At 44.2% G+C, this 16,885-nt stretch carries 15 protein-coding genes, 1 riboswitch and 1 other annotated feature; all 15 genes read right to left on the bottom strand.

Translation table 11 applies throughout. The features are described from left to right. Nucleotides 1-53: 53 nt before the first annotated feature. Nucleotides 54-683, bottom strand: a complete 630-nt coding sequence (locus tag AAC978_RS01065) for a nucleotidyltransferase family protein (RefSeq protein ID WP_341546108.1) — start codon at nt 681-683, stop codon at nt 54-56. Next, nucleotides 683-1,462, bottom strand: coding sequence for a selenium cofactor biosynthesis protein YqeC (yqeC, locus tag AAC978_RS01060; RefSeq protein ID WP_341546107.1), 780 nt, complete (start codon nt 1,460-1,462; stop codon nt 683-685). The genes AAC978_RS01065 and yqeC overlap by 1 nt, the downstream gene beginning before the upstream one ends. 161 nt (nt 1,463-1,623) lie before the next feature. Further along, on the bottom strand, nt 1,624-2,970 hold the full coding sequence (locus AAC978_RS01055; protein ID WP_341546106.1) for a nucleobase:cation symporter-2 family protein: 1,347 nt from the start codon (nt 2,968-2,970) through the stop codon (nt 1,624-1,626). 154 nt (nt 2,971-3,124) lie between these two features. Then, nucleotides 3,125-3,226: riboswitch (purine riboswitch) on the bottom strand. A gap of 150 nt (nt 3,227-3,376) precedes the next feature. Beyond that, a complete protein-coding gene (locus tag AAC978_RS01050; RefSeq protein ID WP_341546105.1) occupies nt 3,377-5,365 on the bottom strand; it encodes a methyl-accepting chemotaxis protein in 1,989 nt (662 codons plus the stop codon). 327 nt (nt 5,366-5,692) lie between these two features. After that, complete coding sequence (locus tag AAC978_RS01045; RefSeq protein WP_341546103.1) at nt 5,693-6,439, bottom strand: GGDEF domain-containing protein; 747 nt, start codon at nt 6,437-6,439, stop codon at nt 5,693-5,695. Nucleotides 6,440-6,859: 420 nt separating this feature from the next. Then, on the bottom strand, nt 6,860-7,624 hold the full coding sequence (locus AAC978_RS01040) for an amino acid ABC transporter ATP-binding protein (RefSeq protein ID WP_341546102.1): 765 nt from the start codon (nt 7,622-7,624) through the stop codon (nt 6,860-6,862). A gap of 18 nt (nt 7,625-7,642) precedes the next feature. Then, complete coding sequence (locus AAC978_RS01035; RefSeq protein ID WP_341546101.1) at nt 7,643-8,302, bottom strand: amino acid ABC transporter permease; 660 nt, start codon at nt 8,300-8,302, stop codon at nt 7,643-7,645. A 114-nt stretch (nt 8,303-8,416) separates the two neighbouring features. Further along, entirely contained in the window at nt 8,417-9,214 is a 798-nt protein-coding gene (locus tag AAC978_RS01030; protein ID WP_341546100.1) for an amino acid ABC transporter substrate-binding protein, read from the bottom strand. 195 nt (nt 9,215-9,409) lie between these two features. Further along, entirely contained in the window at nt 9,410-10,204 is a 795-nt protein-coding gene (locus tag AAC978_RS01025; RefSeq protein WP_341546099.1) for an ABC transporter ATP-binding protein, read from the bottom strand. A gap of 9 nt (nt 10,205-10,213) precedes the next feature. Then, nucleotides 10,214-11,134 carry an ABC transporter permease gene (locus tag AAC978_RS01020; RefSeq protein ID WP_341546098.1) on the bottom strand — a complete coding sequence of 307 codons (921 nt, stop codon included), beginning with the start codon at nt 11,132-11,134 and terminating at the stop codon, nt 10,214-10,216. 386 nt (nt 11,135-11,520) lie between these two features. After that, nucleotides 11,521-12,519 carry an ABC transporter substrate-binding protein gene (locus AAC978_RS01015; RefSeq protein WP_341546097.1) on the bottom strand — a complete coding sequence of 333 codons (999 nt, stop codon included), beginning with the start codon at nt 12,517-12,519 and terminating at the stop codon, nt 11,521-11,523. 131 nt (nt 12,520-12,650) lie between these two features. Beyond that, nucleotides 12,651-12,902 (bottom strand) — a binding site (T-box leader). A gap of 99 nt (nt 12,903-13,001) precedes the next feature. Continuing rightward, nucleotides 13,002-13,997 carry a GGDEF domain-containing protein gene (locus AAC978_RS01010; RefSeq protein ID WP_341546096.1) on the bottom strand — a complete coding sequence of 332 codons (996 nt, stop codon included), beginning with the start codon at nt 13,995-13,997 and terminating at the stop codon, nt 13,002-13,004. 271 nt (nt 13,998-14,268) lie between these two features. Beyond that, nucleotides 14,269-15,282 carry an ABC transporter substrate-binding protein gene (locus AAC978_RS01005; RefSeq protein ID WP_341546095.1) on the bottom strand — a complete coding sequence of 338 codons (1,014 nt, stop codon included), beginning with the start codon at nt 15,280-15,282 and terminating at the stop codon, nt 14,269-14,271. 25 nt (nt 15,283-15,307) lie between these two features. Beyond that, the gene (locus tag AAC978_RS01000) at nt 15,308-16,114 is read right to left on the bottom strand and encodes an ABC transporter permease (RefSeq protein WP_341546094.1); all 807 of its coding nucleotides are present in this window, start codon (nt 16,112-16,114) and stop codon (nt 15,308-15,310) included. Further along, the gene (locus tag AAC978_RS00995; protein ID WP_341546093.1) at nt 16,107-16,874 is read right to left on the bottom strand and encodes an ABC transporter ATP-binding protein; all 768 of its coding nucleotides are present in this window, start codon (nt 16,872-16,874) and stop codon (nt 16,107-16,109) included. The genes AAC978_RS01000 and AAC978_RS00995 overlap by 8 nt, the downstream gene beginning before the upstream one ends. Nucleotides 16,875-16,885: the final 11 nt, after the last annotated feature.

Raw genomic sequence — 16,885 nt, 5'->3', positions numbered from 1 at the left:
ACCCATTATTATTCGAATCTTAGAATGCAAAATCTTCTTAGCAAGGTGCTTTCCTAGCCTAGCTTAGGGCGATGCGAGAGATATTCCGTCATAGTATCGATGTCGAGAAAAAAACCATCGGGTACAGGAAAGCTTACCCAGCGTTCTCGATAGCGATTTAGGACCTGCTTGCCCCCTTGTTCGCCTTGGAGATTCATTAGTTCAGAAATATAACGAGAGTGGAAAAATACGGGGGAACCTATGACTTCTAGGGCTTTAGGGACCAAGAAATCCGGTACTTCTTCAATAAAAATTTGAATCATTCGTGCTAGGGTCTGTTCATCCATGCCCACTTGGTCTCCGGGAATAAAACAAATTCCGGGTCCGTCTAAGGAATAATCTTTTAAACCGCTACGGATTGTCTGAGACAAGGGTTGTCCTAGCTCTGATTGAATCCACTGACAATTACTGGCTATAAAATCATCATGTATTAAGAAGTTACCCTCTTCACCAAGACGATAGGCTGAGCAAGCTTTAGGGGCAATCACAAGGATTTCGCAATGAACTTCCTGATGGTTCGCTCCTCTAGAATGTTCTCGAATCGCCAATTTAAGGGTTCGGAGCACATGGCCAAGAATGGTTGTATCCCCCCAGGGCAGAGACAGCTTGTCCTGTCCCATTCGCGAAGCCTTTCCTGCAGCCATTACCACAAATCGCAACATGTTAAGCTCCCTTTCTTGACATCTCCCTCCGCTATGCGAAGGTGCCGGGGCTGAGTCCGACTGGGACGAGAGTTTATAAATTGCCCTTCCAGACTCTTGAGTACAGCCTGGCTGATTCCCTCAAGGTTAGAGTAGGATGGGTCGTTGAAGGCATTAAAAAGGACAATCCAAGACAACTCTTTATACTCAGGATAAAATACCGGGGAATTAAGAATATAATCTGCAGCATTTTCAGAAGCCCAGAGTCCGCCTAGAAACTCGGGACATTCTTCCGACCGGTGGATCTCCTCTTCGGTGAGAGTTCTCCCCCAAAGTCCTCCGGAGATTAGAAGGATAGCTACTTGGCTTTTTAAGGGTATCTGAGGCTCATGCTGATTCCAACATTTTAGTTTTTTCCCCCGTGCTCCATCCCCTTCAACGAGCCAAACCCCACTATCCTTCGTTCGCTCATTCAGGGCTTGGTCCACGATCTGCACCCTAGGTCCCAGCCATTTATTCTCTTCACCGTTTCCCCTGTACCAAAAGCAAGGCTTGTCGATCCCTTGTGGAGGTGGAATATCAGGACGCTCCCAGCTCTGCCAAAAGGAGCTGGGCATGGGGTAAACCTTGGTCGTAGTTGTCCCAATGACCCGGCGCCCTTGGGAATGAATTTCTTGAGCCAAGGCTTGCAGTGCAGTAGTTTTTCCTCCTGCACCAATGAAGACAATCACTTCAGCATAACCTGTCATCTCCCATAAGGTGACTGTTTTTTGTCTGAGCATTTTATCCTCACCTCAACCCGCCTTATTTCTACATGTCTCTTTTTATTAATCATGGCAGAATCATTTTAGTGATGCAAGCCGTATTACCATAATTCTTGCAAAATGGGTGGAGATTTCTCCCCACCCACGTTTTCCTGCTATTCATATCATTTAGTGGTTTTCTATTTCGCGGTACTTGCCACAACTTCATCCATGTGTTCTTCCTTCTTTGCTCCGGAAGTAGGTCCATTGAAGAAGGCATTAAGCACAATCGCGGTAATGGAGCCTAAGGTAATTCCACTGTGGAGAATGGTTTGGGTCCAGGCTGGGAAGAGAGAGAAAAAGTTAGGAGAAACCAAAGGAATGAGCCCAATGCCGATGCTGATAGCAACAATAAATAGATTATGATTATTGCTAAAATCCACCTTGCTTAACGTCTTAATTCCATTGGCTGCTACGATACCAAACATAGCTATGCCTGCACCTCCGAGGACTGCACTGGGGACGGAGGCGACGACTGTAGCCACTTTAGGAAATAGACCGAGCACAACTAAGATTAGACCAGAGGTAGCGACTACGAAACGGCTCTTGATGCCGGTGAGGCCCACCAGACCTACGTTTTGCGCAAAAGCGGTGTAAGGAAAGGCATTAAAGATTCCGCCGAGCATAGTGGATAGGCCGTCCGCTCTTAGGCCGCGAGTTAAGTCATCCTCACTAATATCTTTACCGACAATTTCACCGATAGCGAGGAAATCTCCGGTAGATTCGACCATCACAACGAGCATGACGAGGATCATGGCGATGATTGCTCCCAACTCAAAGGTAGGTAATCCAAAGTAAAAAGGTGTATCAATACCGATCCAAGCCGCGTTGCCTACTCCACTGAAGTTTACAAGCCCTAAGGGAACGGCCACAATCATTCCAACTACCAGACCGATTAGCACACTAATATTGGCAAGAAAACCTGTACAATATTTATTGACGAGCAGAATGGTCAAAAGCACAATACCGGCTACTCCTAAAAAGGTCAGCGAACCATAATTCGGGTTGCCGACACCTCCGGCTGCCCAGTTTACACCAACCTGCAGGAGTGAGATACCGATAATGGTAATGACACTTCCCGTGACGACCGGCGGAAAAAAGCGAATCAGTTTACTGAAAAAGGGTGCAATTAAGAGGGTAAACAATCCGGCGATTATGACAGCCCCAAAAATCCCTGTCATGCCTTGACTTTGAGCAATCATGACCATGGGTGTTACGGCGGCAAAGGTAACACCCTGAATAACGGGAATACGGATGCCGAATTTCCAGAAACCGATGGTTTGAATTAAAGTTGCGATACCACAAGTGAATAAGTCCGCATTAATTAGAAAAGCTGTTTGTTCTTTGGTTAATCCTGCTGCCCCGGCAATGATCAAAGGAACAGCTACTGCTCCGGCGTACATGGCGAGTACGTGCTGTAAGCCATAAAGGAAAAGTTGCCCAAAAGGTAGTACTTCGTCGACAGGATGTTTTGCTTGGTTGGCCACAGGAATTTCCTCCTCTTTCTGATGCAGTTCTTTCTTTTCATTTTGAGCTTAAACAGAACCCGACTAGCGACCGACAGGAATACAAAAACCCAAGCAGAGTGCTTGACTCAAAAAAATGAGTAAAACACTCCGCCTGGGCTCTAATGATGCGCAGCACGGCACAGTTTTTGCTCATAGTCAGGCCATTTACGGCAGCCTGGTAGAAACTTGCAGACCCTATCTCTGCGGATATATGAACAGTATGAAATTAGTACAGTCCTTATTGTAACTAAGACTTTATCGAAGGTCAATAGTTTTTTCGAACATTGTCTAGGAAATATTAGAAAAGGTTCGAAAAAACACTTGTAGCCTCTCATACGTAAATGAGGCAAAGCTACCTTTACGGTTGCCTTGCCTCAAGCAGATCCTATACTTTAAATCTCGCGATAATTGTATTAAGATTCTTAGCTAAATCGGACATACCTTCAGCAGAAGCAGCGATTTCCTCGATCGATGCCGTCTGTTCTTCCATGGAGGCCGTGACTTCCTCTGTGGCAGCGGAATTTTCTTCAGCGATTGCCGAAAGGTTCTGCAGGGAAAGAAGAATCTCACTTTTCATCTTTTCCATTACTGAACTAGATACATTCAGTTCTTCCACAGCTTTGATGGCTTCATTCATGGCTTCTGCGATCAAGCGATATTTATCTTTGCTACTAATAACCTTCTCTGCTTGTTGCTTTGAAATAGCGGAAACTCTCTCCATGGTCTTGACTGCTTCTTGGGTATTATGCTGCAATTCCTTGACCACCATATCGATGGACTTAGTAGAAGTCGAGGATTGCTCGGCAAGCTTCCTGATCTCTTCGGCTACTACGGAAAATCCTCTTCCTGCCTCTCCTGCTCTGGCTGCTTCGATAGCGGCGTTGAGGGCCAGTAGATTGGTTTGGTCAGCTATAGAAGCGATGACGTTACTGGCTTGTTCAATCTTTTGAGAGCTCTCATTCGTTTTAATGATAACAGTGTAGATTTCTTGGGTGGCGCAATCGCTTTCTTGAGAAATACGAGAAAGATCATCAATCTCCTTGAGGCCTTCATCGACAACGATAACCACTTCCCGAGCGGCGCCGTTTAAGGCTTTAGTATGGGACATGTCGTTCTCAATGGCTTGACCAAGGTGCGACGCTTTTGTTGAGCCTTCTTCCGTATTGCTAGCTTGCTCCGTAGCCCCTCTGGCGATTTCCACAACAGCTTTCGCTACTTCTTCGGCAACAATAGAGCTTTGTTGGGTCGCGGAAGTCAATTGTACAGAGACAGCAGCGACTTGCTCAGAGGATGCTTTTACATCGCTGATAAACTCTCTAAGGCTTGTGGTAACGACTTGGAATCCTTTGGCTAAGTCGCCAATTTCATCTTGCCGTTTAAGCAAATCTTCAGGTACATTGTGGGTAACATCCAGATTAGCGATTTTCTCGGAATGGTTTGCCACCTTAACAATGGGCTTAGCGATAGAATTTCCGATGATAAGAACCAGACCTATACTCACTAACAAAATGATCGCTGCAGCGAATAAAATACTCATGCGCAGGGTGGGAATGGCTGCTAAAACTTCATTTTGACTTGCAGTTATCACAAATATCCAGTCTCTACCTTCAATAGGGGCATAGCCCGCATAAAAATCTCCGCCGTTAAAGGAATATTCACTAACCCCTTGCTTATCTGCTAGCATCTTTTCAAATAGTGTCGCAACTGATGCTTGAGATTGATCTTCCTTTACTGCTTCGATGGGATTGAATTGACTGAACACCTTATCTCGATCAGGGTGGGCTACTACAACACCCTTGCCGTTGATGATATAGCCATAGCCATTTTCCCCATACCCGGTATCATCAGTAATGAGACTTAAGGCGTCGCCATCTCTGCGACCCACCAAAGCTCCGACCACTTGACCATCTTTCTTGATTGGTGCAGCATACATGAGGACCAGGGAGTTCGTTACTTTACTTATGATTATGTCTGATATAGCCAACTCCCCGTTTAAGGCCTTCTTAACGTAATCCCGATCCCCCAAATTATTGGTCGAGCCATCGGAATAGCTGACGGAGCCATCCATCTGAACGACGCCGATGTCTAAGAATTTCGTATTAGCTAATTGCCCTTTTAATATAGGCTGCTGGACTTGCCAATCCATGGTCTGAATGTCTTCTCGTGAGGCAATCATCTGTAAATATGTACTTTGGGTTTCCAGGCGACTTTCTGTTAGTTTGGCCGCGTCACTTGCCAGTAAGACGAGAGCTTCTTCCCCTTCAACGGTAAGAGCATCACTTGCTCTCAGGGTAGCAACAATGCCCAACGCTACCGTTGAAAGCAATACTAAAATGGTAAAATAAACAACTAATCGTGTTCGAATACTTTTCAACTTAATCCTCTTCTTTCTTTCTTTTTTTCTTTCCTTTTCCTTTTCTGTGATAGAGGCATTTACAATTTTAAACGGATAAAGGTAAGTTATCACTCTATTTCCTATTTCTTCATGTTTTTATTATTAAATACAACAAGAAATATGTCAATGCTATCTTTTATCTTAATTTAACTCTTTTTTCAACAACTTTCGACTTCCACTCTCGACACTTCGATCAAGTAATGAGGGTACCGCCTCCCCTGAGCAATGATCTATGATCAATTAAAAAAGCCGAAGGCTCTTCACCTTCGACTTGTGTTTCATTATGCTTTTTATATTGCTGATGGGTTAAGCAATAATCCCATGGTTGAAGCAACAGACCGTATTGCGTGTTTGCTTAGCTTGGTACAAGGCTCGGTCTGAAAAATTGACAATGAGATCTGTTGGATTCGTAAGATGCTTTTCTCTTTGTCTGACTTCTTGAAGGTTTTTAAAAGAAACCACTCCCGCACTGATCGTCACTTTGTGAGATTCCACGGCAGGGCCAAAATCATGAGATTCGATCACTGTGCGGATTCGATCGACGAGACTGGCAGCCCCTTCTTCACTAGTCTCAGGGAGTAATACTGCAAACTCCTCACCGCCCCAGCGAATCACTGAATCGCTAGCTCTTACACTGTGCTTTATGATGTCTGCTACTTCTTTGATGACTTTATCGCCCGCAAGATGGCCGTATGTGTCATTAATTTTCTTAAAACGATCAATATCAATCATGGCTAATGAATAATCTTTTTGCCTTCGTGTGTATTTTTCAATATCAATATTGAGCCGTAGATACATAAAACCTTTATTGGGCAGACCTGTAAGTGCGTCTGTATATCCTTTAACTGCTAGAGTCTTAACGAAATTGCCTAACAAGATTCCATTATAGATGAGGACCGCCACAACGAAAAACCAAACCCAACGTGCCTGATTCAGTGGCAAAACCCAATAAATCAAATAGACAAAAATCCAGAGGCATACGCCTGAAAGTGCGAGGATTAAACTTGGATAGGCTAAAAATAGCTTCTTAAGGCTATTTTTAATTATATCCATACCACCCACACCTTTCGACGACAATCGGTCAACCAGAATGTTTCCTACTGCACAAGCGCTCATGCTTATCTTACTTGTCCGTGCTAATTCATTAGTGCTAACTCATTAGTGATGGTTCATTAGTGATAATTCGATAGAGGTCATTAGTTAGTGATTTTTCTTACGATTATAGCCAAAACCATAGCGAAACAACTTAATAAACGGATGTTACGTAACCAAAATTATAAAGTGTTAATAAATACAAAATGGTATAAATTACTTAATAAAAATAAGTAAAAATCTTACATTTCCTAATTAAATCCTAATATTCGCCATCTTGCGATATAATCCTCTTTTTCAGAAAAAATAATAATTTTAAATAGATAATAATATAAAACAGGTAGCAATGTCAAGACATTGCTACCTTCTATAGTTTTAATCTCACTTTGCACTCATATGATTCAAAAAAGCTTGAGTACGCATGTGTTGAGGATTTCCAAACACATCTTCTGGATCCCCTTGCTCAATAATTTCGCCATTGTCCATAAATATCACTCGGTTTGCCACTTCACGAGCAAAGCCCATTTCATGAGTCACGACGATCATGGTCATATGCTCTTCAGCAAGCTGTCGCATGGCCTTGAGCACTTCTCCGGTTAATTCAGGATCCAGTGCGGAGGTAGGTTCGTCAAAGAGCATGATATCAGGCTTCATGGCTAAGGCACGGGCAATAGCCACACGTTGCTTTTGGCCACCGGATAGTCGTGACGGATAGCTGCCTAGCTTATCTTGCAAGCCTACCTTGCGCAGTAGTTCCTCAGCTTCTGGGATAATCTCTTCCTTCTTAACACCCTTTACGGTTATGGGTGCTTCGATGACATTATCCAAAACGGTCAGGTGCGGGAACAGATTAAACTGTTGAAAAACCATCCCCATCTTACGGCAGATCATGCGTGCCTGTGTTTCTTCGGCGTACATTACTTTTCCATCAGAAGTTGTGGTTACTAATTCATCACCTTCAATGACAATGCTTCCACCATCAATGTTTTCCAGCCGATTAAGGCAGCGAAGGAAGGTGCTTTTCCCAGATCCGGAAGGACCAATAATGGCAACTACCTCGCCTTTGTACACTTCCAAAGTGACGCTTTTCAGAACTTCTAACTTATCAAATTTCTTTTCAATATTTAAGGCACTGATCATTTTCATCCCAGATCACCCCAATCCCTATTCATCGTAGATCGCATAACGCTTCTCCAGCTTTTGGAAGCCATAAGTCAGAATTAAAGTCATAATCAAGTAAAAGATGCCGGCAACGATGAAGGGGGTCATAGTAAAGTCCCGCTGCACCAAAGCTTTCGTGGTGCGTAGTAAATCATTCATGGCTAAAACATAAATCAAAGAGGTATCTTTAACTAGGGTAATGGTCTCATTGCTCAGAGGAGGTAAGACCCGTTTGATTACTTGGGGAAGAATAATACGGCGCATGAGCTGGCTATAGGTCATACCTAAAGCTCTAGCCCCTTCATATTGGCCCCGGTCGATGGACTGAATACCCGCCCGGAAGATTTCCGCAAAGTAGGCTGCATAATTCAAGACAAAAGCCAAGATAGCCGCTTGAAAATCTGTGAGGGTGAGAACTTCCCCAATCACAGGTATAAAAGGCAAGCCGAAATAGACAAATAAGAGCTGAAGCATCAAAGGCGTGCCACGGAAAATCCATATATAGATACTAATTCCTGAATTCAATAGCTTAAAACGAGAAATTCGCCCTAAAGCCAGCAACAATCCTAGGGGCAAGGACATTATAATGGTCACAAAAAATATTTGTAAGGTGACCACCGTGCCGTCGAGCATGGGGCCGAGAATTTGTAAAATATAGTCCATCTTGTCTCTCCTCAAATTATTCTCTGGGTCTCTATGGACAAACCTATAATACCACAGAAAAGGCTAATGGATAACCCATCAGCCTCATCTTGTCGGAAACGGATCGTTTCTTAATTACTTAATGATGTCTTCACCAAACCACTTCTTGGCGATTTCAGCCGATACTCCTTCGGCCTTCATCGCATCCAGGGCGCCTTGCAGCTTGCCTAAGAGTTCAGTATCATCTTTACGGAGTCCAACACCATATTCTTCTTCACCGAAGTTGTCTTCAATAACAGCATATTCGCCCGGTTTCTTGCTCATGTAATAGCGGGATACGACTTCATCAGCCACCACGGCATCTACCCGGCCAATTTTTAATTCATTGAGAGCAGCCACATAATCGGCATAGGTTCTAATTTCCTTAAAGGTCTTAGCCACTTCAGGCTCTGCATTGATAGCATCTAGGCTGGAGCTACCTTCTTGGGTCCCGATTACTTTGCCACTGAGGTCCGCTTTAGTTTTAATATCTGAGTCTGGGAGAACGACGATGATTTGATGATTAGCCATGTAGGGTTGTGTAAAGAGGATGTTTTTCTGTCTTTCTTCGGTAATGGTTAAACCGTTCCAAATCATATCGATCTTTTTGCTATTGAGTTCTACTTCTTTACTATTCCAATCAATAGGTTTGAATTCTACTTCCATATCTAAGCGGGAAGCGGCTTCTTTGGCCATCTCGACATCAAAGCCGACTAATTCGCCCTTATCATCGCGAAAACCCATGGGGGCAAAGGTATCATCCAAACCAACCACGATCTTTTGTGGGGTTGCTGCCTTTTCGGCATTTGGGGTTCCGGTGCTAGCACTGCCACAACCGGTTAAAACTAATCCTGACATAACGACAGTCATTGCCAAGGCAATAAACTTCTTCATATGAACAACTCCTTCTCTCTTGGATAATCATGATGCCATTTTACTTTAACACGCTAAAGAGGTAAAACAGTGAACATGCACATTATTGCAGGATAAACTCATTTATCTTCGTCAGGCTTGCTCAAGCGCTATTTCTTATAGAATTAGAAAAAATAATGCGAAAAGGGGTCAGGTCCCTTTTCGCATTATTACAGTTTAACCAAGCAGCATGCGATCATTATCGAGGGCGGTGCCGCTGCGAGATTCGAATTGGTCAATGAGGAGATCTACAGTCATCTGTTTCCGCTCCTGGCCTTGAATATCCATGATGATTCTTCCTTCATGCATCATGATAGTTCGTGTGCCGAATTCTAAGGATGCCTTCATATTATGGGTAATCATGAGGGTACAGAGCTTTTCTTCCTCAACGATCTGTCGAGTTATACTCATCACCTTCTTGGCGATGGCTGGGTCAAGTGCCGCTGTATGCTCGTCGAGCAGCAGAATCTTGGGCTTAACTAAGGTGGCCATCAGCAGGGTCAAGGCTTGGCGCTGTCCTCCGGACAAGAGTCCTACCTTATGCTTCATGCGATTCTCCAGACCCAGATCGAGCATAGCAATACGCTCTCTGAGGAAATCCAGCTCTTTCTTCGTGATGCCTGGGCGGAGGCTAATGGACTGACCTTTCCCTAAGGCGATCGCTAAATTTTGTTCAATGGTCATATCAAAGGCCGTCCCCTTGAGGGGGTCTTGAAATACCCTACCAATGGCTCGGGAACGCTTATATTCGGGAAAGAAAGTAATGTCTAGATCGTCAAGGAGGATCTGTCCTTCCTCAACCTCATACATGCCGGAGATGCAGTTAAAGAGGGTGGACTTCCCTGCACCATTCCCACCAATGACGGTCACAAATTCACCCGATTGCAGTGTAAGATCTACCTGATCCAGTGCCCGCTTTTCGTTGCTACTACCGATACCGAAGGTTTTACTTACTTGTTTAAGCTTAAGCATTTGAATCGATCACTCCTTCCACTGCAAACTCTTTTTGGAACGTTGATGGGAGAAATGTCGTCTTTTCATGGTAGCAAATTGTTTTTTTAGAATGGGAGTGGACATAGCTAAGGCAACAATCACTGCGGAGACAAGTTTTAAATCTCCGGCCGGCATGCCCAACTCAAGGGCGACGGCAATAATTAGACGATAAAGTATTGAACCTAATACGACGGCAATCAGTCGCCGCATTAAGGATTTTATACCAAAAACAACTTCCCCGATGATAACCGAAGCCAGTCCGATGACCACCATACCAACGCCCATAGCTACATCCACGAAGGATTGATATTGAGCAATCATGGCCCCTGAAACAGCCACAAAGCCATTGGCTATGGCTAGGCCAACAAAAATAGTTAGGTCGGTGTTTACCCCTAGGGCCCTCACCATTTGATCATTATCTCCTGTCGCCCGCACCAAAAAACCTAAGCGGGTATTCAAGAAAAGAAAGAGGACAATCAAGCAAAGGACAATCATGATAGCTGCAAAGATGAGTCGACTATAATCTCCACTCACCAACTTTTCGAATTCGCTGAACACTGTGGCTTTATTCATAAGAGCAATATTGGCTCGTCCGCTCATTATTTTCAGGTTAAGGGAATACAGGGCAAGCATGGCGAGGATTCCCGCCAAGAGAGCTTGGATCTTTAATTTAGTATGAAGAAAGGCAGCGATACATCCGGTACCGCAGCCGACAATAAAGGACAGTAGCAGTCCCAGAAAGGGATGGCCATTCATACTCAAGACGACGGAGATAGCCGCACCTGTGACAAAGCTTCCGTCAACCGTCATATCCGGCATATTCAAGGTGCGGAAGGATATGAATACGCCTAGGGCCATGATTGCATATATAATTCCGAGTTCGATAGAGCCTTGGAGGGCGAAGTTCATTGGTGGTGGTCGCTCCTTTACGTCTTTGCTAAGAGTTAGTCTTTGTCCTTAGCACAGTATAAGTTTGGTTTTAAGGGATCTCCAGGATTTTGCTATACAGGTTCGCTCAGAAAGCTGCGCGGACAAAACTAATCGCTCAAGCTCTCCGCTCCGTCGGATATCCGCCTAAATCGGCTCCTGCCTCGTAGGCGGTTGGAAACGTCCTGTTTCCAATCCGACTCCGCTGCGTGCTTTTCGCGAAGTTTTGTCTCCGCTCGCTTTGAAGTCGCTCTCTTCCGTATATCAAAATCCTTGGGTCTTCTTTTAAGGTAACAATGTGTGAAATGGGGTCAGGTCCCTCGATTATATTGCTGGCTTTTCGCGAAGGACGTGGGGTCGCTCTTTTATTACTTAAATACTTCTGCAGCTTCTTTAATGACATCGGCAGGGATGGTGATGCCGATGGCATCGGCTGTTTTTTGGTTGAGGTAGATGTCCATGTCAGTCATGGATTTTACAGGGATATCTCCGGGGTTTTTGCCCTTGAGGATTTCGGAGGCCATTTTTGCTGTTTCTTGACCGAGGATGGTGTAATTGATGCCATAGGTTGCTAGGCCGCCGTCTTTGACCATGGAATCAGCTCCCACGTAGACGGGAATTTTCGCTTTATTGGCAGCTTGAGCTACAGCGGGCATGGCGCTGGCGACAGCATTGTCGATGGGGATAAAGATCGCATCTACATCACCGGTGAGGGCGTTGACTGCCTGGAGTACTTCGGAGCTGTTGGTTACGGTAGCTACTTCTACTTTAATATTCTTCTTAGCTGCATACTCCTTGAGGTTTTCGATGACGGACACGGAATTGGTCTCACTGGTGTTGTAGAGGGCTCCGACGGTTTTTATGCCGGGGGTAATCTTCTCAGCTAGCTCCATGATTTTTTCAGCAGAGACTCGGTCGGAGGTGCCTGTAACATTTGCACCGGGCTTTTCCATGCTGCTAACGAGTCCTGACCCAATGGGGTCTGTGGCGGCTGAGAAAACAACAGGAATATCTTTGGTTTCACTGACGACTGCTTGAGCCGAAGGAGTGGCAATAGCAATAATCAGGTCATATTTATTGGAAACAAACTTTTGGGCAATCGTTTTGAGGTTGGTTTGGTCACCTTGGGCATTTTGATAGTCAATAGTAGTATTTTCACCATCTTTAAAACCTTGGTTTGCTAATTCGGCAATAGTAGCCTCACGAATGGTATTTAGGGAGGGGTGCTCGACAATTTGAACAATCCCGACGCTTTTTTTACCATCATTGGCAGCCTTTCCTTGGTCCGTATTACTAGCGCCACAACCTGAGACCAGTAAAGATAATGCCAATACTCCACTTAAGATTCCCGCAAATTTCTTTTTCATTTGAAGATCCTCCACTCTTTTTCAAATTTTTGATTAAAGATTTGAGGGTTCTTCCCTGCAATTCCCATCCATCCGCGTCAATGCATGGGACGGTTGTACCAAAACAAAAAACGCCTGTCCTTAAGTCTAACCTTAAGGACAGGCGCTTAACCTGCGGTACCACCTTAATTGATGTATGAAAACCGGTGCCCATACATCCTCTCTTGCAGGGTGCCATCACACCCTTAGCCCAATAACGCCGGCTGTGCGTCGTAAGCTACTCATTGCTTTTCGCTCCGCCCTCAGGGGCCCATTTACCCGCTCCGTTACCTACCAGGTTTCCACCTTTCCCGGCTCTCTTTAAGGCTGGTCTTGCGGTTTTACTTCCCCGTCAACAGTTTAGAATAGTTTAACACATTATTTTTCCCAAATCAACAGGTAGTTATCACTTATTTTTAAGATGTAAAAATAAAAACCGGGACCTGTCCCCGGTTTTCATCTGGCTAGGAAACACACTGATAGACCGTATTTTTGTGACTCTTGGCTACATACATCGCAGAGTCCGCCCTCTCGATCAGTGCATCTACGTCTTCAGGAGATTCGTGATTGTAAACAGTTACGCCAAAGCTACCTGTGACTCGAATCCGATGATTCATATATTCTACTTGGAGGGCTGCGACGTTCTCCCTCATCCGTTCCGCTACAACGGCGGCTTGTTCAATATCGGTACCCGGTAAGCAAATAGCGAATTCTTCTCCACCATAGCGACCAATGAAGTCATAGGGCCTGACCATAGTCCCTAAACACTCGGCAAATTTCTGCAAAACATAGTCTCCTGCTAAATGTCCATAGCAGTCGTTGACTCTCTTAAAGAGATCAACATCCACGATAATCATAGCAAAGCTCTTTCCCGTGCGTTTTGTTCGTTTTAATTCTTCCTGTAGCCGCTCAATAAAGGCTCTGCGGTTTAGCACATTTGTCAGATAATCTGTACGAGCAATAATTTCTGCCTCATCCTTTGATCTGCGCAGCTCATCCTCAGCTTTTTTGGCATGGGTAATGTCTTGGATTTGGGTAATAAAATACTTTATATCACCATTGTCATGGCGGACAACCGAAACGGTGGCCCTGACCCAAACAATATGGCCTTGTTTATGAATGTAGCGCTTAATCGAGGTAAAAGAATCTATTTTACTTAATAAAATTTCATTAACAAAAGGAGTGTCCTTTTCACGATCTTCCGGATGAATAAAATCCTTATGTACTGTAGCCATCAGTTCCATAACGGAGTATCCAATAATACCAGCATACGCTTTGTTAACTTTGATGTATTGGAAGTCCGGACGAACTATCGCCATCCCGACTGCCGTGTGTTCAAAGGCACATTTCATGACCTGAATTTCGTCCACACGTTCAACAAGGAAACGATGGTATTTGGAAACATGCCAAAGGATTGCACCAACAATAAAAATTCCAAAGGCTATAAGCCAAGTCGACATTAGAACACCTTCTATAAAATAATCAATAATTTCATGACATACATAGCATTATATTATGCGATTATAAAACTTCTTTATATATAGCATATAGTAATAGTATACTACAGGTTGAAGATTCTCATCTGAAATTTATTTGTCTTTGTCCATTCTTTTACGCCAAAATAGCCTAAATAAACCTCGATTATCCCATCAAGCAATGAATAAATATAAAATGGAGAGAATATTTCGGAATATTCCCAAATTATTCTCTCCTCACCATTTTTACGACAAATTATTTTACATTCTTGAGGGCCGTCTCTCCAAATACTGGGGTAATTATTTTATCATAGGGAGCTTTCTTGCTTAATTCACCGGAATCCTGCAGTGCTTGTTGTAAAACCTGGAGATCCTTTTCTAAAAGGATAGGATCCTTCTTCCAACTGTTCTGTTCTTTATAGCGTTTGACAACAGTGGTAAGAATTTGTTCATCCGCATCGGGGAAATGGGGTTTGATGGCTTTGGCTATTTCCTCAGGCGAATGGGATTCTACCCAACGTTGGCCTTTATAAACGGCATTGGTAAATTTTTGGATAATGTTGGGGTTTTTCTCCATATAGCTCTTCTTGGCAAAATAAGCTGTGTAGGGCACTTCTCCACTTTCTTTACCTAAGGAAGCGATAATATAGGCCTTGCCCTCTTTTTCCATAGCCGAAGCTGTAGGTTCAAAGAGAATAACATAATCACCTTGACCGCCTAGAAAGGCACCGGGCATGGCATTAAATTGCATAGTGGTATCTATAAAAACATCTTTGCCTGGGGTTAAGCCATTATTGCGCAAAACGTACTGGAGAATGATTTCCGGCATTCCACCTTTTCTCCCCCCAATGATTGTCTTGCCCTGCAAGTCACTCCACTGGAAATCGGAGTCCGGCTCGCGACCAATGAGGAAGGTGCCATCACCATTAGTTAATTGCGCAAAAACAATAGCATTATCTTCTTTGCCTTCATTATAGACATAGACAGAGGCTTCCGGACCGGCAAAGCCAATCTCAACTTGACCGGTTAAAACAGCGGTCATGACCTTATCTGCTCCTCCGCCATTGGTGAGCTCAATATCCAATCCCTCTTCTTTAAAGAAGCCTTGGGTCAAGGCTACATATTGTGGAGCATAAAAGATGGAATGGGTCACCTCTGATACTCTGATCTTTGTGAGTTGATTATCCTTGCTACTACTATTTCCACAGCCAGTGAGAATTAATGCTGCGGCTAAAATCAACACCATAAGTATGCCAAATCGACGTTTCATAATAACCCTCCCCTAAATATTCAGACTACTTTCCTTCAGGATGCTTAATAATAAGCTTTTCGAACAAAACCACCCCCTGATACATTAATGCTGCAGCTATTCCTAAGATAAAGACACTGGTCATGACCAGATCCAACTTGAATATCTGGCCTCCATAGACGATCAGATAGCCCAAACCGGCCTTGGAGACGAGAAATTCCCCGACAATTACACCCACCCAAGATAGACCCACGTTAATTTTCAAGGCATTGATGATGGTTGAATAGGAGGCAGGGAGAAGAACCTTGGTGAGGACTTGAGTTTTTGTCCCCCCAAAGGTCTGAACCAATTTGATTTTCTCTTGGTCAATAGCTATAAAGCCATTAAGAACTTCGAGGATGGTGACGATAAGAGAGATGGCCAAAGTCATCACGATGATGGCTGCCGGACCGGCGCCAATCCATACGATAAAAATGGGTCCGAGGGCAATTTTCGGCAGGCTATTGAGGATGACAAGATAGGGTTCAGAGACTTTAGAGATAAACTCCGACCACCAAAGGATAATGGCAATAATCGTTCCCAAGATAGTTCCCAGCAAAAAACCAATCACTGTTTCTACACAGGTGACCGTAATGTGATGGATAAGTACCCCTTCTTGGTGTAGGTTGATTATGGTCTTGAAGATTCTGGTAGGCTGACTGGTAATAAAGGGATCGACAATCTTTAGTTGAGCACAGAACTCCCACAGCCCGAAGGCAAGCACCAGTATCAATAATTGAGTTAGTCTGACCTTAATCCGCTCTTGGCGAACTTGACGAAGATAGGCTTTATGCTCCGGCGAAATGCTAGACATGGACATCCAGCTCCTTCCATATCGCTTGAAAGTAGGTCTGGAAGGCCGGCATATCACGCGACTTTAAAGGAGAGCGTTTTTCACACTTCAAGTCAATGGGATAAACTTTTTTAATGGTCCCGGGTCTTTTCGTAAGTACTACAACACGGTCTGCCATACTAATGGCTTCGGCGATATCGTGTGTGACGATGAGGGCGGTTTTGTTTTCCTTCTTGAGAATGGTGTAGATATCCTCATTGACAGCTAGGCGCGTTTGATAGTCTAAAGCAGAGAAAGCCTCATCCAATAGGAGGATTTGGGGTTTGGTGACTAAGGTACGAATGAGAGCTGCCCGCTGTCTCATCCCGCCTGAAAGCTGGCTAGGGTATTTGTTGCGAAAATCGTAAAGGCCATAGGTTTTTAGAAGATGCTCAGTGCGAGCTTTAGCTTCAAGGGTTAGACTCTTTTGGATCTCTAGCCCGAGCTGGATGTTTTGCAGGATGGTCCGCCATTCAAAGAGATGGTCCTTCTGCAGCATGTAGCCCATCTTGGGCGATGTTCCCTTGACGACCTCTCCATCGACAAGCACTTTGCCCTCTGTGGGGGAAATCAGTCCGCTTATAATAGATAAGAGGGTTGATTTGCCACATCCGCTTGGACCAACAATACTGACAAATTCACCTTCCTCAACATCGAAATTGATATTTTCCAGTGCCGAGATTTCGCCGTTGAGGGATTGATATTTCATGCCTAGATTATGTAGCTCCACAACCTTACTCAATGTCCCTTCCC

This window comes from Desulfitobacterium sp. THU1 (genome assembly GCF_038181555.1).
Lineage (GTDB): Bacteria > Bacillota > Desulfitobacteriia > Desulfitobacteriales > Desulfitobacteriaceae > Desulfitobacterium.
Note: the sequence above shows the minus strand (reverse complement) of the source record. Positions and strands in the feature narration are given on the sequence as shown.